This is a genomic window from bacterium (assembly GCA_026708055.1).
Classification (GTDB): Bacteria; Actinomycetota; Acidimicrobiia; order Acidimicrobiales; family CATQHL01; genus VXNF01.
The window spans coordinates 1-19,457 of record JAPOVS010000021.1; the positions used below are offsets into that span (position 1 = coordinate 1).

Genomic DNA, 19,457 nt, shown 5'->3' on the forward strand with positions numbered 1-19,457 from the left:
GGTCATTCGCCAGATCGCCATTTCGACGGCCATCGGCCCTCCTTCGGTCAAGCCCGTGAGGTCATCGGAGTGCGCCACCCGGCCTGTGCCGCCAACACCAGTCGACGCAACTCGGGGGACGCAGAAACGGGTTCGTGCTCGTGGGGACCTGGGAACCATTGGCGTCACGTATTCGTGGTGACGAAGCGCTGCACGGCAGTCGGCCCTGCGCCCCCGGGCGCCTGACTGTCGAAGGCCTCACAGGAGACCAGGACCCAATTGGCGACACGATCGGAGCCGACAGGGCCGATGACGAACCGCGCGCCGCCCCTGTCGTTGCAGACCACTGTGACCTGGTGCAGGTCCAGATCGGTGAGCAACTCGGCGACCCTGGTGGCGACCGCCTACAGGGACAGCCCGGCGCCGTCGAAGACCCCCCTCGAATTGGAAGCCAATAGAGAGCGAATTGGAAACAAGAAGGCAGGCCTGGCTGTGAAATCGCAGTTCAGAGGGGGTTCCACCGAGACAGCACCCCCCTCGGATAGAACGCGAATAGAGAGGGAATTGAGAGTTCGGAGAGAGTTCGCGGCGCGAAACCGCAGTTCAGAAAGGGTTAGCGAGCCGAGGTGCTCCCCCTTCGAATAGAACGCGAATAGTGAGGCGCGCGCCACGAGATCCGCCGACGCTCCGGCGGGCGGATCTGGTGCAGCGGGACTTTGCTGTACCGCCCGCGGCGCAGTGACACCCGTGCAGCAACACCACCACCGATCCGTCGCCGTCGGTGTGGGAGTACATGAGACCGGCGGTCGTCGGGCCCTGAAGTTGCATTCGCAAACCTCCTTCCGGCGGGCGTCCGGCCGGCGCTTCGTTGAGGGAGTCCGGGCAGCGGCCCTACTGATCGCCGCGGGGCCAGATCCCTGATGCGGCGAGGAACTCTTCAGGCGTTGCCGTGTCGACGTTCAGGCGTGCGCACGCCGTCGCCAGCGAGATCTTGATCGGCAGGCGATCCACAACGTCGGCCGTCACGACCATGACGTCGAATCCCCGCTCGCGGGCGTGAAGAGCGAGAGCGACCACGTAGGGATCGGCATCTTCAGTCGTCTTGTTGGAGTCGACGACGTCTCCGGCCCTCGCCATCGCGAGTCGGAGGAAGTGGTAGCCGGGATCGACCGGGTGTTGGAGACGCTCCCTCATCGCCGCGGCCCAAGCGCCGGGAACGTCTGGATGGCTCACTTTCGTGGCCTCCGCGAGGACTTGACGCGGCATGGCAATCCGACCGTTATCGACGAGGCTTCCGAGACGCACGAACGCGTTCCACTGCTCCGGCATCGGGAGCAGCCGCTTGAACTCGATCAGAGCCGAAGTGTCGAGAATCCAGGCGGGTGGCTCAGCCGGCATCCGCGAGCAAGGACTGGAGGTCATCCAGCTGGCTGGTGTTCAGTCTCAGGTAGTCGGCGAGATCGAGTCGGCTGAGTCGTCGCCGCCGGCTGGCTTCGACCAGGATCGAGGCGGTGCGGGTTCCCACCTCTCCGAGCCGCTTCTCGGGTGCGGGCGGACTCCCGCCTCCGCCTCCGCCCCCCTTGTTCCAGTCGAGAGTGGCCAACTCACTCTCGACGCGACCGTAGAACCCTTTGGGGGCGAGGCCCAGTTCCTGGAGGCGCAGGCTCCCCGCGCGCGTGCTGACGTGGAATTGCTGCGAGATCAGACGCGCCGTCCGGACGTCGGGCACCGGGGCAACCGGCGCGACTCCGTAACGGCCGGCGACCTCGGCGAGCGCTTCGCTGGGCATCAAGAGATTGGCCGAGAACCGTTCGCACCATCGTTCGATCCCGGCCTCGGCGTCGCCGGGTCGCATGAAGCGCAAGCACGCCGCGTCGTCGCGCCGCAGGAGGTGCCCCACCTCGTGGAACAGGGTGAAGATCCGAGCCGTCGGGTGATAGGCGGCGTTGACGGCGACGAGAGGCGCGAAGTCGTCCCACGCCGAGAAGCCGCGGATGCCCTTCTTGCCGAGGCTGAGTTGGAGTACGACCACACCGACGTTCTCCAGCGCGGAGCGCCACCCGCGGAACGCATCGCCGGCGCTGTCCCAGTCGAGCTGTGTCTCAACAGGCACGGCGAGCAACTCGCGGATCTCTTGAACGATCGTCTCAAGTGTTCGTCCCGGTGCTGCGGTGGGGAGTGACACAGGCTCTGCGCCGGAGTCCTGCTGAACCCAGGAGAGGAGATCCTGCAGCCGGCGAGACCGTCGAATCCAGCGGATCTCGTCCTTTCCCAGGAGGTGGTCACTCAGCCCGGGGGCGTTCCGGAAGCTGGTGGGGACAGCGCTGCGGGTGGGCGGTTCGGGCAGGAAGAAGACGGCGCTCGGCCGCTCGAGCACCTTCACGAGCTTCGAGAAGTTACCCCGACCGGGCAGCGCCGTTCCACGCTCCCAGGACTCCACCTCGTCCTGGTCGACCTTCAGCGACTCGGCGAGTTCGCTTTGGGACAGGCCGCTCTCGGCGCGTGCCCAAGCAAGGACCGAGCCGGTGATCGGCACCCCCTGTGTCGGCATTGTCACCTCCGCGGTGCTCGCTGAGCGTAGCGGGCCGGTATGACGACGCCGTCAACTCCGTGAGGGCTGGCGGATGCTGTCACCTGTTGCGAAGTGCCCCGGTGGTGGTCCGTCGAGCCGCATCGGGGATCCTCGCGGTCGAAGGTGAGCCTTGCCAGTCCGAAGATCCCTACGGCAGGTAGCACCATCCACAGCGTCATGAAGACGACGGCGGGACCAATGCCGGGTGAGTCCGCACTTCGGACCAGCGCGCTCGGGCCTGCCGGTTAGGTTCGGTAGCAACTGCTTCATCCAGCGTCTCGATGCGTACTGTGCCCGAAGCGGCCAGTCGGGCGATCACCCCGGGAAGCTCCTCCCAGGCCGTCTCAACGACTGCGGGACCGGCGCGCAAGACCTCCAGCACTGCCACCTCCGATGGGGTCAGCGAACGGATCAGCCGGCCGATCGGGCGCTGTGTGAAGCGGACCCCCTGCCAGGGTGCCGGCACCCGGGCAGGCACGGCAGCGAGATACGTCGCGGGCACCTGCGTCGTGAGCCCCAACCAATGTGCAGCCGCGACTCCCGCCGGCCCGGAGCCCGGACCACCGAGTTGTCGGCGTCTCGTGCGGGGATCACCTTGCTGGTGGCCCGGCCGATGCCCACGTAGCCGGTTCCGCTCACATGGGCGAATACCCGATGTCCCGGTTCGAGGTTGCGCAGCGGCTTCCAGTACCACGATCCGCCGCCCGCGTTGAGGAGGCCGTACTTGTGGGCGATCGGCCGGCGGGGATCGCCCGGCTCGGCCCGACCGAGGATCACGTAGAAGTCCCGGCCGTTCCAGGGGCGGAGTTTGCGGCGCGACGGTCGAGCCGCCTTGTCCTCGACGTGTTGGGGATCGAGTAGCCACGTCGGGGCCGGGTGCTCGTGGCCGCCGTCGGCGAAGCAGCCGAAGAGGACGGCGTTGATCGGCGCGTCGTCGGGCTCCGCGAGGAACTCGATGATGCGATCCGACGTCGCGTCGAGCTCGGAGGCCGCGATCGTGGACTGCTGCTCGGCCCCGGCGACGTCGGGCAGCGGACCGCCGAAGTGCTCGGCGGAGGCCTCGTCGAGGCGCGTCTCGCCCCCTCCGTCGTCTTGGTGGATCTGCTCCAGTTCCTCGAGGCTCAGATCCTTCGCCCAGGACCCGTAGTCGAGCGCCTGGGCGACGACGTCCCGAGGAGTGCGGTCACGCTTGAGTTCGAGGACGTGGACGCGCCCCTCGGCGTCGAGGGCGAGGAGGTCGATGAATCCCCCGAACCCGGTGGGTACCTGCCTGGCGATGATGAGCAGATCGGTTCCGCTCATGCGGGGATCCTCGGCGATCATGTCCTCGAGGCGCTGCTCGGAGTCCAGCGGCGACGACACCAACGGGTGCGGCCCGCCGTCGGTCATCCGCCAGATCGCCATCTCGACGGCCATCGGCCCTCCTCCCGGTCAAGCCCATGATGTCATTGCGGTGCTCTACTCAGCCTGCGCCGCCAGCCCCAGTCGACGCAACTCGGGAGACGCGGCAACGGGTTCGTGCTCGTGTGGACCTGCGAACAATCGGCGTCACGTGTTCATGGCGAGGATGGTGTGGAGGTGAACCTCCTCGCTTGCGACAACTGGTGGTCGGAACTCTCCCGTCTGGTCACTAGTGGAATCGTCAGGTCGCTAGTCCACTTCCGCACCGATAGCGGGCCAGAAGACTGCTTCGGCCATGACGCGGATCCCGAGCTCCCGGGCTCTGCGAGCCTTGCCGGACTGGGAGTCGGGGTCGGCTACGACAAGTAGGTCGAGTTGCTTGCTCACGTTGTTCTTCACGACGAGCCCGGCTTCCTCGGCGAGCTGGTGTGCGTCTTCGCGGGTCACCGTCTCGCCGCGGATTCTGCCGACGAGCGATCCGGTGAAGCACACTGAGAGTCCAGACAGAGAGGCTGCAGGCTTGATGCCGGTCGAGACGTGTGCAGACTTGGCGTCCGCAATGCGAGTTTCGAGTGTCTCGCGGTCGATGCCAAGCAGGGAGCCGACGAGATGGAGATCCTCATATTCGAGGTTGGTGATGACTCCGTCCGCGGTCGCTGCTTCGAGTACCGCGTCGAAGTACCGGTCGTGGAGGAGGTTGACGTGTCTACGATCGAGTCCCCAGTCGGCTGCGGTCGCGGCGAGTGCGTCTGCTTCGGCCTTGGTGAGACGTCGGTCTTCGAGTGCCCGATCCAGCAGGTCGAGATACGCGGATGTGTCGGGGTCCGCAGTGGACGGTTCGTCGAGACGCTCGACAAGTGCTGCGAGGTACTGGCCTTGGCTGTCGATTCGTGAGCGGCCGGTTCCTCGCAACTGTCGTTTCGCTGATGGTTTGACCCTGGGGAGTGCATCAGGCCAGGCCAAGGGGACGCAGCCGATCTCATCGAGGGTGCGACGGCCGCTCTCGACTGCGATGGTGAGGTAGGCGGCGAGGAGATGTGATGCTGCCAGAGCGTCGCCGAGCGCGTCGTGTTCGTTCGGGAGGTCGATGCCAAGACTGTTGCAGCAAGCGGTGAGCCGACGGCTGCCTTTACCAGGCTGGAGGCTGGATCCGAGCGACAGAGTGCACAGCGACGGGAACTCAGGGAAGTCGTGCCCTGCGCGGTCAAATTCGGCGGTCAGGAAGGTGCGGTCGAATCGGATGTTGTGTGCGACGAGGACAGCGTTGCTGAGGTGCTGGAGGATGTCGCCGATCACGTCGGCGAACTGGGGCGCGCCGACAAGGTCGGTAGCTGTGATGCCGTGGACGTCGGTGGCGCCGATGTCGCGGCCCGGGTTGATGAGCGTTGACCACTCGGAGAGCCTGGTTCCGTCGCCCCGGATGCGCACGGCGGCGGCTTCAATGACTCGGTCGCCGAGCCGGGGGCTGAAACCTGTCGTTTCGAGGTCGACAACGCAGAACTCCTGTTCGAGGAGGTCGGCGCGGGAGAGTCCACGTTGACTCGGCGCCTCCATCGTCGACGGCGCCTGGGCCGCGGACGGAATTGTTGGTTGAACGGTGATCGGCGAACGCTGCCCTCCCACATCGTGGACTCTCAGGAGTCGATGAGCGTCTGGCGGCGCCCCTGCTACCGACGGTGCAGCGTTGGCGAGGTCTGGTTCAACTCTTCCAAGCAGCTTCCATGCGCCGTCGAGATCGAGCATTCGGGCACCCGCAGATTCTCCGGCTAGGGCATCATTGAGCACCCAGTCCCACTTGTCGATCTGGCGGTTCCGGATCAGTTCGGCTAGCTGCTCAGGCGCTGGCGGGGGTTCGGCCAGCAGACGGCGTACTGTGTCCTCGACCGTCTCCTCGTCAGCGTCGAGAATCCGGATAGCCGGACCGTCGACACTCGCTTCGATGCCTTCGTATTGCAACGCGATCGTGGCTGTGAACAGGGCGCGGTCGCCGGCCCACGGGAACAGCAGCACACCCGAGCCGTCGGAGACGACGGTTGTATCGAGGAGGCCTAGGCGCTTGTACGCGGCTCGGCCTTCGGCGAGCAGGTTCTGTGCGTTCGTGTCGAGCCACGGCAGGCTGTCGATGGACTCGTAGATCGCGACCATCTCCGTCCGGACGCGGTCTGATGTCGTTGCGGCAGCGCCAACGAACTGCGGCGGGTTGCCGCCGGTGGATCGTTCCAGTTCGACAACACGAGCTGAGGTATCGATTCCGGTTACCTTCCAGCGTTTCCCGGCGAAGATCAGCAGTACCCCTTCGTAGAGCGGCTGATGAATGGGGAGCGTGCCGAGAGTCGCGCCGTCGGTGACGAGCCGCCACTCTTCCGCTGTCTGGAATGCGGCGTAGAAGCTGTAGTGGTTCACGAACCGTTCACCGGCGGTGCCGTGCAGGAGCAGCCCATCGCTGGATTGGACCAGCAACTCCCTGGCGGCCATTGATCGGAGCAGTTCCGCGAATCGCGAGCTGTCGACGAGTTGGAACGGTCCTGCCCCGCATAGTGCGCGATGCAGATCGCTGGCAGTGGCGCCGCCATGCTGGGCGATCGTCGACATGACCTGTTGGATCAGCGTGGAGTAGTTGAATCCGGGATCGTCGGGAGCCTCAAGCCACTTGTCGAGCATGAGGCGAACCATGGCGGTAGTCCGCACCGTCGCGCAGCGCAGTTGATCGACAAGGCTGGCGTTCTGGTCGAGTTGCTTCTCGGTGACGTACAGGCGGAGCACGGCTGGATCGTCGCGGCGACCTGATCGGCCGAGCCTCTGTCGGAGCGCCGCAACCGTCGGCGGAGGCCCGATCTGGGCGACGGTCGCGACAGTACCGATGTCGATCCCCAATTCGAGCGTGGATGTGCAAACTGCGCTCGCTGGCCGGCTGCGGTCCTTCAGGTGCTCCTCGACGGTTTCGCGGACGTTCTTCGAGAGATTGCCATGGTGCGGCCAGAACTCGTTCGGGACTCGTGCACGCTCGCAGCGGCGGGCAAGCAGATCGGCGTATGTCTCGACGTCACGGCGCGCATTGGCAAAGACGAGGTTGTCTTGTCCGCGGAGGTGCTGAAACACGTGCTCAACGATCGCGTTCCGGTCTCCGGTGTCTTCCGGGCCGACGGGCTCTCCTGGCTCAGCATCCTCGGCGATCGGTGTTCCGTTGGGAGGCATCGGCCGTGCGGTCGCGACGTAACCCCGTAGTTGGAGTTGCAGTTCTTGGCCGTCGGTCGCCGATTCGATCACAACGACTCGCTCTGGATCAGTCGGTCGAATGAACGCGGCAGCCTGTGCCATGTCGCCGAGCGTCGCAGATAGTCCGATCCGTGGCGGCCGCCGACGGATTGCGAGTTCGACACGGTTCATGAGGGATTGGAGTTGCGCGCCCCGCGGTGCAGCAAGGAAGGAGTGCAGTTCGTCGATGACGATGTACCGCACGCGTCCGAACAGCCTGCCGACCAGGGTCCCTCGGAGCACGAACATCGCCTCTAGCGACTCCGGCGTGACCAGTAGAACCCCGGTCGGCTCGGAAAGCAGCTTCGTCTTCGCCGTGCCGGCGACATCGCCGTGCCACCGGTGTACTGCAATCCCCACGCGTTCGCATAGTTGTTCCAGACGTTGGTACTGGTCGTTGATCAGCGCCTTAAGCGGCGATAGGTAGAGAACCTCCACACCGGGTGCTGGCTCGGTCCGCGGATCTGCCCACGGATCGTGCGCGGTCCAAGGATCCCGTTTGAGAGGCTGGGTCTGCTCCGCAGCGGTGGCGAGATTCGACAGGATCGGCAGGAAGGCCGCTTCGGTCTTCCCGGCGGCGGTCGCCGCCGCGATGATTACGTCGCGTTGGCCTTCCAGAATGGGGCCGATTGCACGCTCTTGGGCGTCGTGCAGCGAAGTCCAACCTTCGTCGTAGACCCACCGCTGCATCCGTGGATGCAGCCGGGTGAACGCCGACGATGGCGCTGGTTCAGGACTGCAGCTTCGCGGATCCGTCACGACGAGGTGCCGGCACAGGTGGGGCGAGAGTTCTAGAGCCGGAAGCTGGTGAGTCCGTCATCGCCAGATCCGAGCGGGTCCGGAGGAGTGCTGGCTTCCTGCGCTGGCGGGCTGTCGGCGTCGTCGAGCGGTTCGAGATCGGGGTTTGTCTCGGAGGAGATCTCGACCCGGTCGATCAGGTCGCTCCAATTGATTCCGGGATTCTGTTCGAGGATCGACAGGAGGTTGACGAACTCCTTGATGGTGGTGCGGGGCGTACGGAAATACGCGTCGCCGACGCGCGAGGCGCAGTGAGTCATGAACGCCTCCAATGCCTTATCGGGGACGAGATAGGCGTTGGAGTCGCCTCCGGCGAATACGTGTCGGAGTTTTGTGAGCAGGATGAACATGTCTTCAGGCGACAGGTTCGCGAGCCGCAGCACTGGTCCGGAGTAGTCGACGAGCCCCCCGGTGGCGAAGGTGTTCTCGGCGAGGCGGGACTGCAACGCCGCATACGAATAGAGGCCGCGACGCGTATCCAGCAGCATGTCCGGCGTTCCACCGAGCACGAATCCGAGCCCGGCTGCAGAGCCCTGCAAGCAGTCGTTCAGAATGCGTAGCACCTGCTCGTAGTTGGCGTTGCGGGCTTGGGTGTTCGAGAGCTTGTACAGGTTGACCATCTCGTCGAGACAAACGAGTAGACCAGCGAACCCGGCGAGCCGGACGAACCGCGCCAGGAGCTTGAGGTGGTCGTAGAAGCTGCCGTCGTCGACGATGGTACGGACGCCGAGCGCGGCCCGCGCCTCGGTCCGAGTCGAGTATTCGCCGCGCAGCCACCGGACCGCGTCGGCTTTCGTCTGCTCGTTGCCCGAGTCGTGGGCGCGCCAGTAGGCAGCAATCACATCGGCGAAGTCGTAGCCCCCGGTGAGTTCCTGCAACTCGGCGAGCCGTTCACGGATCACGACCTCCGGGCTGACGGCCTGGGAGCGCGCCACGTTCAGGCTTGCAGTGATGAAACGTTCCACCACCGACGGCATGGCGCCACCATCGGGCTTTGCCCGTGTCGACAGGTTGCGCATCAGTTCGGCGTAGAGGCTCCGCGCTTGTCCGCCCGTTGCACGTAGGCGCCGATCTGGCGAGAGATCGGCATGGGCGGTCACGAGCTTCCTCTCGAGCGCGATGGAACGCACCAAGTACAGGAAGAAAGACTTGCCGGCGCCGTATTCGCCGATGGCGAACCGGATCGCTGAGCCCCCGTCGGCGATCCGGTCAATGTCGCCGACGAGCGCACCGACCTCGTTGACGCGCCCAACCTGGATGTGCTGTTGCCCGACACGGGGCACGACACCGGCTCGCAAGGACTGTATGACGGCATCACGCTCGCGGGGCCGTATACGGACAGCCGCAGGAGTGGAAGACATCAGAGCATTTCCTCGATAGCATAGGCGTTCACTTCGATGGGGTCGTCTCCCTCGACGAGAGGCTCACCGCAGACATCCAGCGCGGTCTCGTTGATGACATCCAACGCGCCGTCCAACAGCGGCAGGCCGAGCGAGGCGGCGAGGTCCTCTGCGTCGCCACGCTCCCATTCGGGCTGGCTGGCGAGAGCGCTCGCCAGCGCCGAGTGCGCGGCATCGAGCCCCTCGATCGAGGACTCGTGTGCGGGCTGCAGGACCGTGGGAGCCGTTGCAGTCGGCGTCGCCGCGGGCATCTCGGCCGGATCGTCGCTTTCAGTGAAGATGTCGGTCAGCAGCACAGTCACGCGGGCTGTCTCGGCGAGACGGGCCTGTACTTTCACAGGGTCGAGCGCTACCGCCGCTGGCTGTGGCGCGTCGATGGGCCGCTCAGGAACAGCCCACCGGGTGCTCGGATCTGCCTGTCGGACCGTGACGGGCCCTGTCTCGCCGGTACTGAGCGCGTGAACCTCGCGGTACACGTCGGATTCCTCGAGCCCGAGATGCCCGAACACCTTGGTCAAAGTGCTGATCTCTTCGGGACTAATGATTCCGTCGGCCGCCGCCACGTCGATGAGGAACCTTCCGACTGACGCCCGCTCTGCGGTCGGCAGAGTTTCCACCCTGCGTTTCACCCCGGCCAGACCGAGCTTGCCCGTCGCCAGAAAGGCAAGGTGTGCCTCCAAACGGGCTCGCTCGGCATCGTCGAGTCCGAGGACCAGTTCGGCGTGCTCTGCGAGGTGCTGCTGCTCAGCGTCGCTAATGGTCCCGTCTGCTGCTGCGACCACAGCGGTCAGATGGACTAGCGACATCGCAGCTGTGTAAGCCGACGAGGGAGCGGCCGCCGCGCTCTCGGAAAGTCGGAAAACGACCGCTTTCGATCCTGGCTTCGGCGTAGATGAGCCGAAACGGACGTCCGGTTCAATGCCGACACCGATCTTGCTGAGCAGGGTTGCCAGTGAGACGGCATCACGCTTCGCGAGCTTCTCGGTCCGGCCAGGAGCCCAGCGTGCTACCAGGTCGTCGAGCGGGACTACCGCGCTTGATTCGCCGGTCAGAACTCCCGACATCCAGCGACGCATGTCGTCGAGAATCGGACCGCCATGGGTATCCAGCAACTCGTCAGGAAGCAATGCGATCGCTGCGGCCGTCGCTGCTTCATCAGGGCGGCGACCGAGGAATCGACTGTATGCATCGAGTTCGTCGGTGCACTCCTCGGCCAAGTCCTTCAGTTTGTTGATTGGACCGATGACCGATGTCACGTCGGGAATCTCGTCGAGAGTGCACGACACCGTGCCACCGAAACCACCCGATGCTGGCCGGTAGGAAAACTCGAGATTCTTCGCGGGCCGCCGCACCTTGATGCCGTCGCCGAATCGAGTCCGATATCGCAATAGGAACAGCTGATCAAATTGAGGCTGACAGCGCATTGCCGCGGTCCGCAAAGGAACGTATGGGTGGTGGCGTAGGTAGCTGAGTGCCCACTCTGCGGGGATCCGCTGCCCCTCACCCACAAGCCTTCCGATGCCGATTTGAAGCGCGAGGGACACCTCCCAACGGTTCTCCTCGGGGTCCCACGCGACCGGCTCGAGGTCGGCGTTGACAAGACACAATGCTTCAATGAAGTCGACCAATTCGCCTGCGTAACCTGCGAACGAGTAGTTGTCGCCGTAGATCGCGAGGAGGCGTCTGATCTCGGCGACGAGAACCGGGACTTCGGGGTTGTCCAAGTCTGATCCCAGGTCGACCAGAAGTCGTCGCTCGAGGCCGTACAAGAACAGGAACACGTAACCGATGTAGGCGGACTCGTCCCGGCGACCGTTGATCAGCCAGATCAGGTATGCAGCACGGGCGCGCTTGTCCAGACGATCGTACGACGGCCAGTAGCCCATCGTGCTCCCTGCCCAGTCGGGACGCTTCCAGTTAACGGGAAACCGGGGATCGATCAGGCACGGCTCGACTTGGGATTGGTCCGCCGATCGAGCACCACTGCCCACATATACCATCCCACCCGCAACTGGGCGGCCACCGACGATGATGCTCCCGCCGGCCGGAACCCACGTCGCCAAGCCCCTCGTCGGGCGCACAGGCGACGATGCGGGTCGTGTCGTCGCCTGTTGCCGAGAGGGGGAGTCGCTGTGCGCGGTCCGCGCCGAGGCCGGAACCGACGGAGTCGAGAGCGGTGGCCGGCCGTGATGTGAAGCCCGTCTTCTGCCGAATAGCTTGCCCAGGCCCATCAGACTCCTATCTCTCACGCCCTTCCACGGCGCCATCGCCGCCACGCGGTCGCCTCAGCAGCTCGGATTCGGCAGCGTGTCTTCTTCGTCGGACCGAATACTTCTAACACGCCCAAGACTTCGTCGCGTAACCTCCTGCGATTCCGGTCTGTCCGAGAGGACCCCAGACCTATTCTTCAGAACGTCGCGCCTCATGGTGCACGCCGCGCCGAGTTAGCACCCGTCGACTTCAGGTGCGCGCGACCAGGAAGCTGCGGAGGTGGTCGGTCAGGGTCTCTGGCTGGTCGATGGGGATGGTCGATGGGGATGAGGGTGTAGCTGTCGTCGATCCAGGCGAGTTGGGTGTTGCCGAAGTGGTCGGCGAGTCGTTGGGCGTGGGTGGGGGGCATGAGCTTGTCTTCTCGTGCCCAGATGATGAGGACCGGGCCGGCGAAGCTGCGCTGCTGGTCGGCCCAGGAGAGCAACTGCTGGGGTTCGGGGACGGTGCGGAGGTACTTGGCGAGGTCGCGGCGGACCTTGGGGTTGTGGCGCAGCGGACCGATCCAGGTCCCGAACAGGTCCTCGGGAACCCGCTGTTCGGACAGGGCGCCGAAGACCACGGGGAGATGGCGGATCCAGCGCCGGCGCAACAACTGGGCGACCAGGAAGGTGCCCCCGGGCAGCGCCGCGGTGGCGCACAGCAGCCGGCCCGGCGCCCCGGGCGGGTAGTTGTCGAAGGCCTCACAGGAGACCAGGACCAAGTTGGCGACACGATCCGAGCCGCCGGGGCTGATGAGGAGCGGCGCGCCGCCCCAGTCGTTGCAGACCAGCGTGACCCGCTGCAGGTCCAGTGCGGCGAGGAACTCGGCGAGGAGGGTGGCGATCGCCGGCAGGGACAGGTCGGCGCCGTCGGGCATCGGCGCGCTGTGCGCGCCGAACGGCAACTCCGGGACGACGCAGCGGTAGCGATCCCCCAGGCCCTCGACGACGGCGTCCCACAGGGAGCCACCCATCAACACCCCGTGCAGCAACACCACCACCGGCCCATTGCCGCCGCTGTCGGAATGCATGAGGCCGGCGGATGTGGGGCCCTGAAGCTGCATCCCCAGACCTCCTCGCCGGTGAGGGTCAAATCGGCAGATCGTCGACGCCGAGTCGCGGGGATCACGGTACCGGGGTCCGCCTCTGGCAGGTGCAGGTGTCCACGTCGACCTGGAATCGGGTGCAAAGGCCCAAAAAGAATGGGACCCCGTGCGTTCCGGGGTCCCGTTGCCGCGGTATTTCGGCTGCATTCGGCTGTCGCCTACTAGCCGAACCGACAGGCATCCCCCACGATAGGCGCTTGGGCCTATGGCCGCAACGATCGCGCCCGCTCAGAACAGGACGATCTCATTGGTGTAGCGGCGGCCGCTGTGGGTGGTCGCGTTGGTGTTGTTCGGCAGCGTGCGCACTGCGGCCAGCCTGGAGCCGAGGACGCCGAGGCGGCGATCGCCCTCGACTACCCGTCGCCTGATGCCCGCTACCAAGTCGGCGACTTGGATCGCCTGAGTCGTGAGAGAGCTTCCGTAGTAGACGCTGGGGTGCAGCGGCAGCCGCCGCGAGAGCACGAAGCTCGCCACGCACTAGCTGACGTGCGCGTCGAGTCCGTAGCCGGACCAGTCCGAGACGATGAGGCCTGTCTCGCCGTGGTGGGCACACTCAACTGCGAAGTGCTCCACGAGGGCTTGCATCTGTAGCGGCGCCGTCGTCTCCAGAGTCATGGGGTGATGCATCCGCTTCTTGTTGATGCTCACCGTGTAGACGGTGCAACTCAGCAGTCGGAGGATTTGCAGCGTCTCATCCACAAGATCGCGATTCTTGCGACGCTTCCAGGGGTTCGGCCTGATCGTCTCTGTCGCTTTGACCTCCCACTTTGTCGGATCGCCACGCGACGCGAAGAAGCGCGCCTTGACACCCGCGAACTTGCGGCTCAGCGCCGGGGCGTTCGCCGCCGGGATCGAGAAGCCGCCGATCACGACCGCGCCCGAGCTGTCACGAAGGGCGGGCTTGCCCGAATCGTCTAGGAACAGCACACGGGCACTCATGAGCGCTGCACGTTACGGGCTCACGGTGACAGTGCCAGCGCTGGGTGTGCCCGGATCTCGGACCACTGCGCGCGGGCCTGGCGGTGGGGTTCGGTGGCTGCTGCTTCGTCCAGGACATCGAGGCGCATCCTGTCCGAAGCCGCCCGCTCGGCGATCACGTCGGGAAGGTCCTACCAGGCATCTCGACGACGGCCGTAACGGCGGGTCCCCGCACTCGGCTAGACCGATGCCTGACTCTTCAGGTGACTCGCGCAAGGGTTGGCTCGAGGTCAGGATCGGCCGATCGGAGCTTTCGGCGCCAGCAGGATCGCTTCGAGGGAGTCGACGCGTCTGGGGGCAGCGTCAGGGCGAAGGCTCGCCGAACGGAGAAGTCGCCAAGGTCGCACGCGTATTCGACGGCGCGTGCAGAGCGATGGGCCTCGGAGGAGCCCCAAGCCTTGGCCGCCCAAGCCCGAAGCGGGGCATGGCGTCGGAGACTGCTGTCGGTAGCGAGATCCAGCAGGCGGTTGCCATGCTCTTTGCCCAACCGAAGTTGGCTGGCAACTCGACAGAGGTGGAGCTCGCCTGCGGCGGATCGCGCCGTAGGGCTCGCCGTCGCCTGGTCAACGAGCCAGTCTTGATCAAGCTCCTGACGATTGTGGGGATGGCCAACGACTGCCGAGAGGTAGTGACCCACGCTGAGCGGTATTTCTTGTAGCAACTGCGGTTGCTCATAGAGGATCGGTAGCGCGAGCGGACTCTGCGCAGATCTGAGCGAACCCAAATGGAACTTGACGAGGGTCAAGTCCGGTGTGTCTCGCTGGAGTTCGTCCCGAAGTTCGCCGGCAGCTCTCTGCGGTGGTCGGAACCCCGCGCCGGGTGAAGTCAGATAGGCGATCTGCCCGTGCTGGATGATGTGCTCGGCAGCTGCGCTGCCCTTCGGATGAACCTCCACCTTCGAGGCGTTGACTTCAAGTCCGAGATCTGACGCCAACGCGGCGTAGACCTCGAGAACCTCCGGCCACTCCGTCTCGGCTCCGAGAAACATCCAACTGTCGTCCGTGTACCGGATGTGGCCTCGGACCCGGCAGGAGATCGCCGTGTCAAGCTCCATCAGGACGATGTTCCCTAGCAACCCGGACGCCTCGGGCCCGACGGGCAGACCACCTGGCGCGCCCATGGGCTCGAGGTCACGCAATAGATCACCGATGAGGGTGACGGCGCCCTGCGGCGAACCCGCCTGGCGCAGAGCATCCATGACGACCTCGGGTTCAACCGAGGGGTAGTAGTTCCTCAGGTCGGCAACGGCCATCGCATTGCAACCCGCCGCTGCGAGTAGCTCCCGTGCGCGCTCGCGCCGCAGCCCGAAAGCCACTCGCACGTCCTGCACGGACCACGCCGGCGGATCGTCCGCAAGCCGATAGCTGAACACGTCGGGGCCAAGCGCCGCTTCGACCGCGAGCGCAACACGTCCGACAACGATCCGGAGATGGAGATCGTCGTACGGGTTGAGCCACGCCATCTTGCGGACCTCGCCCTTGCCGCTCTTCGGCAGTGGGAACGTGTGGGCGACGGACGGGCAGCGCCCCTCCTGTGAGCGGCTGATCAGGCGCTGACGCACCAACTCGGGAGCCGCAATGAAGTCGGCCCATCCGTCAACGTCCGGCAGATCCCGCCTGCCGACCCAGGGAGCGCCCGCCCGCAAGTTGACTGAGACTTCGTCCAACGTCGGCGGGTGGCCGCCGTCGTGGGGACATAGGGAGCCCACGATTCCTCCTTTGCGCCAGCGAGCGCTAGAAGAGCCGGTCGGCTAGGACGGTGCCGGGGCGTTCGGCTTCGAGACCGAGTTTCCACATGATGTATGTGGCGGTCGCCCGCCTCGTGGGCATGCGTGTGACTACTTCGTTGTCTGCCATGCAGATGCCTTGCCAATCGGGGTTCGTCTTGCGCCAGTCGATGTCGGCGAGTCCCTTGAGGGAATCGGTCCAGTGCCCGTTGGCGTGGTCATGCGCGGCGCGGGCTGCGGCGCCGGCGAAGCCGAGAGCCCACAGTGACAGCGCGTAGGACGACACGTATACCTGGCGTGCCTCCTGCGCCTTCATGTCACCGTCGAGGATGTGGCACCAGGGTGCGACAAGATCGGTGAGGCGGGTCCAGTAGTCGACCGCCTGGGTTGTCAGCTCGCTTACTTGCTCTGCGGGGAGCTTCTCGGATGGGTTACCGAGGAGTTGAAGGTTGGCCTGTTGCAGACCCGAGAGGGTGGCGAACTTCGGCGAGCGCACCGACAGCGACACGCGCTCTTTGTCGATGCGGTCCTCGAACAGTGGGACTCCCTCGAGGCACGCCATGGTGATGCGGTTGATCGGCAGTCGGTGGTCGAAGAGGATGTCGAGAGACTTCGACGTCTTGCGCACGGTGCGGTTGAGGTCAGAGAAGATCTGCTGGCTGCGCTCCAGGCCGCCGTCGGGCAGCACGACCACCGAGATGGTGTCCTCCGCGAGCTTCGGGTCCTGTCGCAGCGCCTCGGAGATGCCCGCCACGCGGTGCTGGCCGTCGTTGATCACATACTTCGCCTCCAACGGCAGGACCAGGTTGCCGATGTCGGCTCCCTCCTCGACGGGACGGAAATCGACCTCGTCGGAGTCAACCGAGACGGTGATCGAGGAGAAGATGTAGTCATCGTGGTCCAGCACGTACTCGGCGATCTCGGGGACCCGCTTGGCGATCAGCGTTCTCTGGGAACGGTTCTCTGGCGTCAGCTCGAGCATCTTGTCGGGGTCGAAGGTGAAGAGCTTCGTGACTGCCCCGAACGGGAGCGTCGCCGTGTAGTAGTTGGTCGTGCCCATCCGGCCTCGGGTCGCGGGGACCTGAAAGGTGGGCCGGAGGCGGCTGCTAAAGCTTGCTGATGTCATCGGATCTCCTCTGAGCTTGGTCAGTCAACGGCCGAGCAGCGATTTCGCCACCCGGCACCGGTACTCTACCAGATACGTCGCACTATTGCAACTAGTACGTCTCAAAGAGTCGCAAGTACGTCGACTTGGATGAGCAATTGGGACATCAGACTGCTCCTGCCTCTCCGCATGAGAGATTCATGATCGGACTGGATCACTGCACTCCGATGCAGCACCCGGCGTTACCTCGGACGGCAGAGGAGGACCTCACACCATCACCGGCACCAAATCGGAGCGACTTCGGCGCATTGCTCAGCGGATCTCAAGTGCGCTAGAGGGCATCAGGGAGAGATCGGCGCCGTCGGGCATCGGCGTGGTGTGCGCGCCGAACGGCAGTTCCGGGACGACGCAGCGGTAGCGGCATCTCTGCGTGCCGCGACCGTGAGGACGACGTTCGTCAGGGACGGTCGGCTTCGAGGGTGCGGGTGACGGCTCGGCGGATCCATGACGACACCGAGCGGTCGTCGGCCTCGGCGGCGGCTCTGACCTGCTCGAGGACATCGGGCGGGAACCGCACCGGGACCGGATCGGTCATCGGCTCCTTGCGTCGCCGGGGCGGGCCCTGGGGAATCTGGTTCTCGGACCTGCCGTAGAACTCGTGCTCCTCGGCGGGGGTCATCGTGGAGTCGTTCATCGGTCCTCCAAGTAGCGGGTGGCGAGGTGCGCTGTGGCGACGTAGCAACCGATCGGCCGACACTTCGTCGGGTCGCCGGAATCCGGGGGTGCCAGGGGACGACGAGAACAGTGCCGCTGACTTGCGCAACCATCAGCCAGTGGGCCGGCGGTTTGGCCGGATAGAACAGCGGGTCATTGCGCCACACGTCGTGGATGTCGTCGATTCCGAGCGCTTCATGCTTGAACAGGTGCGGTGCCTGCCTGGTGATCTCGAACGGGTCGTCCTCATCGAGTAGGTCTATGTCGAACAGGCCATCCTCCCACGAAAGTGTAATACAGACGAATACGAATTGTCTGCGGCCGGCGAACTCGGGTCCTGCTCATCTCGGCAAGACGATCGACGAACCCGCGGAACCGCGGGACTCCTGAGCGCCTCGGAAACCGATCACCGCAACTGCCGGCACCATGGCGAGGCCCCTCGCCGAAACCATAAGCCCCGCCATTTCCGGCTAGCCAGAAAGGCGGGGAGGAATGTCGACATCTTACCGGCGTTAGCCGGCGCGCACATGGCTACTGAGGTCGGCTGCCGAGTCGGCAGGCAGCGGAACAGCCGTACGCCGCAGCGCCCGGAGCCGCGGCGGGAGTGAGGATAGGGAGGCAGACATGGCCAGGGGCAGGACCATCCACTTCCTCATCACGTATGACCGCTCGAATAGGCAACTCCTCAATCTGGAGCGGCTCCACAACGGCAAGAAGGCCGTCGACACCTACGGCGAGCGGGAGCGCGAGTACGCGGACCGGCCGCAGATCGAGGTGGTGTTGCTCGGCGCCGGTTCCGAGGTTGCCATCCGCGTGACTCGTCCCGTCTACTCCCGGACGGAACCGTCGTCGACGGAGCGGATCGCCGAACTACCGGGCATCTCCGCCGAGGCCGCCGTCCGCTGAGACGCCTCCGCGGCATCTCCATCGCCCCGCTGGGCAGCGCGGCGATGGGGCACAGCAGCCGGCCCGGCGCCCCGGGCGGGTAGTTGTCGAAGGCCTCACAGGAGACCAGGACCAAGTAGGCGACACGATCGGACCCGCCGGGGCTGATGACGAGCTGCGCGCCGCCCCAGTCGTTGCAGACCAGCGTGTCGTTGCCGACCAGCGTGACCTGGTGCAGGTCCAGTTCGGTGAGGAACTCGGCGAGGATGGTGACGATCGCGGCAGGGACAGGTCGGTGCCGTCGGGCATCGGCGCGCTGTTCGCGCCGAACGGCAGCTCCGGGACGACGCAGCGGTAGCGATTCCGCAGGCCCTCGGTGACGGTGTCCCACAGGGAGCCACCCATCAACGCCCCGTGCAGCAACACCACCACCGGCCCGTCGCCGCCGGAGTAGGAATACATGAGGCCGGCTGACGTGGGGCCCTGAAGCTGCATCACGATTTCCTGGCCGTCACGAGTCAGCGCCGAACTCCACGGTGGCGATCAGGACGCGAGATAGTTCGTGTCGTCCCGCACATATCCGAATCGTCGTTCGTCCAGTTGGTGGTTCCAGAGGCGGTGAGTCGGGACGCGCAGCGGCCACTGCCGAGAGGCGGACCCCACCCACGTGGCCGTCTCGACTCGCCTACCGGCGTCGAGGGCTACCTCGATTGCCGGAACCAGGTCGGTATCGGCCGAGACGATCACGGCGACGTCGTAGCGGTCGTCCCGGGCGCCGAGAGCGATGTCGATGGCCATGAGCACGTGGTAGGCGTTCTGGTAGTCAAGGAAGACCGCGATGCGCGTCACCAGTCCATCACCTCACGAAAAAGATAAGCCCCGCCATTCCCGGCTAGCCGGAAAGGCGGGGAGGAATGTCAGCATCTTACCGGTTTTTCGTGGACGCGCAAGTAGCTGCTGGGTGCGCCGTCTCATCAGGATTGCGACCGCGGACGCCTGGAGTCGTCGCGACGAGGACCGGGCCGGCGAAGCTGCGCTGCTGGTCGGCCCAGGCGAGCAGCTGGTGAGGTTTGGGGACGGTGCGTAGGTAGGTCGCGGCGGACCTTGGCGTTGTGGCGCAGCGGACCGATCCAGCTCCCGAACAGGTCCTCGGGAACCCGCTGTTTGAACAGGGCGCCGAAGAGGGGAGGGCTCGTTGCAGACCAGCGTGACCTCATGTGGGTCCAGTTCGGTGAGGAACTCGGCGATGAGGGTGGCGATCGCCGGCAGGGACAGGTCGGCACCATCGG

General features: G+C 65.4%; 17 protein-coding genes. 2 read left to right on the forward strand and 15 right to left on the reverse strand.

Annotation, left to right across the window (positions count from 1 at the left end):
• Positions 1–164 precede the first annotated feature (164 nt).
• The 14 genes from OXG55_03040 to OXG55_03105 form a co-directional block, all read right to left on the reverse strand.
• The gene (locus OXG55_03040) at positions 165–359 is read right to left on the reverse strand and encodes a hypothetical protein (GenBank protein ID MCY4102234.1); all 195 of its coding nucleotides are present in this window, start codon (positions 357–359) and stop codon (positions 165–167) included.
• Between the two features lie 511 nt (positions 360–870).
• Positions 871–1,377 carry a DUF4411 family protein gene (locus OXG55_03045; protein ID MCY4102235.1) on the reverse strand — a complete coding sequence of 169 codons (507 nt, stop codon included), beginning with the start codon at positions 1,375–1,377 and terminating at the stop codon, positions 871–873.
• The gene (locus tag OXG55_03050) at positions 1,367–2,530 is read right to left on the reverse strand and encodes an XRE family transcriptional regulator (protein MCY4102236.1); all 1,164 of its coding nucleotides are present in this window, start codon (positions 2,528–2,530) and stop codon (positions 1,367–1,369) included. Before OXG55_03050 ends, OXG55_03045 begins: the two co-directional genes overlap by 11 nt.
• A gap of 432 nt (positions 2,531–2,962) precedes the next feature.
• Positions 2,963–3,967, reverse strand: a complete 1,005-nt coding sequence (locus OXG55_03055) for an endonuclease NucS (GenBank protein MCY4102237.1) — start codon at positions 3,965–3,967, stop codon at positions 2,963–2,965.
• A gap of 234 nt (positions 3,968–4,201) precedes the next feature.
• Positions 4,202–7,897, reverse strand: coding sequence for a DEAD/DEAH box helicase (locus OXG55_03060; GenBank protein MCY4102238.1), 3,696 nt, complete (start codon positions 7,895–7,897; stop codon positions 4,202–4,204).
• A 101-nt stretch (positions 7,898–7,998) separates the two neighbouring features.
• Positions 7,999–9,366, reverse strand: coding sequence for an ATP-binding protein (locus tag OXG55_03065; protein ID MCY4102239.1), 1,368 nt, complete (start codon positions 9,364–9,366; stop codon positions 7,999–8,001).
• A complete protein-coding gene (locus tag OXG55_03070; protein ID MCY4102240.1) occupies positions 9,366–11,636 on the reverse strand; it encodes a TerB N-terminal domain-containing protein in 2,271 nt (756 codons plus the stop codon). The genes OXG55_03065 and OXG55_03070 overlap by 1 nt, the downstream gene beginning before the upstream one ends.
• A 191-nt stretch (positions 11,637–11,827) precedes the next feature.
• Positions 11,828–12,718, reverse strand: coding sequence for an alpha/beta fold hydrolase (locus OXG55_03075; GenBank protein ID MCY4102241.1), 891 nt, complete (start codon positions 12,716–12,718; stop codon positions 11,828–11,830).
• A 270-nt stretch (positions 12,719–12,988) separates the two neighbouring features.
• Positions 12,989–13,234, reverse strand: a complete 246-nt coding sequence (locus tag OXG55_03080; GenBank protein MCY4102242.1) for a hypothetical protein — start codon at positions 13,232–13,234, stop codon at positions 12,989–12,991.
• 3 nt (positions 13,235–13,237) lie between these two features.
• Positions 13,238–13,699, reverse strand: coding sequence for a hypothetical protein (locus OXG55_03085; protein MCY4102243.1), 462 nt, complete (start codon positions 13,697–13,699; stop codon positions 13,238–13,240).
• A 20-nt stretch (positions 13,700–13,719) separates the two neighbouring features.
• A complete protein-coding gene (locus OXG55_03090) occupies positions 13,720–13,857 on the reverse strand; it encodes a hypothetical protein (GenBank protein MCY4102244.1) in 138 nt (45 codons plus the stop codon).
• Positions 13,858–13,937: 80 nt separating this feature from the next.
• On the reverse strand, positions 13,938–15,299 hold the full coding sequence (locus tag OXG55_03095; GenBank protein ID MCY4102245.1) for an RNA-directed DNA polymerase: 1,362 nt from the start codon (positions 15,297–15,299) through the stop codon (positions 13,938–13,940).
• 172 nt (positions 15,300–15,471) lie between these two features.
• Positions 15,472–16,590, reverse strand: a complete 1,119-nt coding sequence (locus OXG55_03100) for a DNA sulfur modification protein DndB (protein ID MCY4102246.1) — start codon at positions 16,588–16,590, stop codon at positions 15,472–15,474.
• Positions 16,591–17,026: 436 nt separating this feature from the next.
• A complete protein-coding gene (locus OXG55_03105) occupies positions 17,027–17,263 on the reverse strand; it encodes an Arc family DNA-binding protein (GenBank protein MCY4102247.1) in 237 nt (78 codons plus the stop codon).
• Between the two features lie 644 nt (positions 17,264–17,907).
• On the opposite strand from OXG55_03105, the gene OXG55_03110 reads away from it, so the two are divergent.
• The gene (locus OXG55_03110) at positions 17,908–18,189 is read left to right on the forward strand and encodes a hypothetical protein (GenBank protein ID MCY4102248.1); all 282 of its coding nucleotides are present in this window, start codon (positions 17,908–17,910) and stop codon (positions 18,187–18,189) included.
• A 211-nt stretch (positions 18,190–18,400) separates the two neighbouring features.
• On the forward strand, positions 18,401–18,526 hold the full coding sequence (locus OXG55_03115; protein ID MCY4102249.1) for a hypothetical protein: 126 nt from the start codon (positions 18,401–18,403) through the stop codon (positions 18,524–18,526).
• A 185-nt stretch (positions 18,527–18,711) separates the two neighbouring features.
• Here OXG55_03115 and OXG55_03120 read toward each other — a convergent pair whose 3' ends face one another.
• A complete protein-coding gene (locus tag OXG55_03120; GenBank protein MCY4102250.1) occupies positions 18,712–19,017 on the reverse strand; it encodes an NYN domain-containing protein in 306 nt (101 codons plus the stop codon).
• Positions 19,018–19,457: the final 440 nt, after the last annotated feature.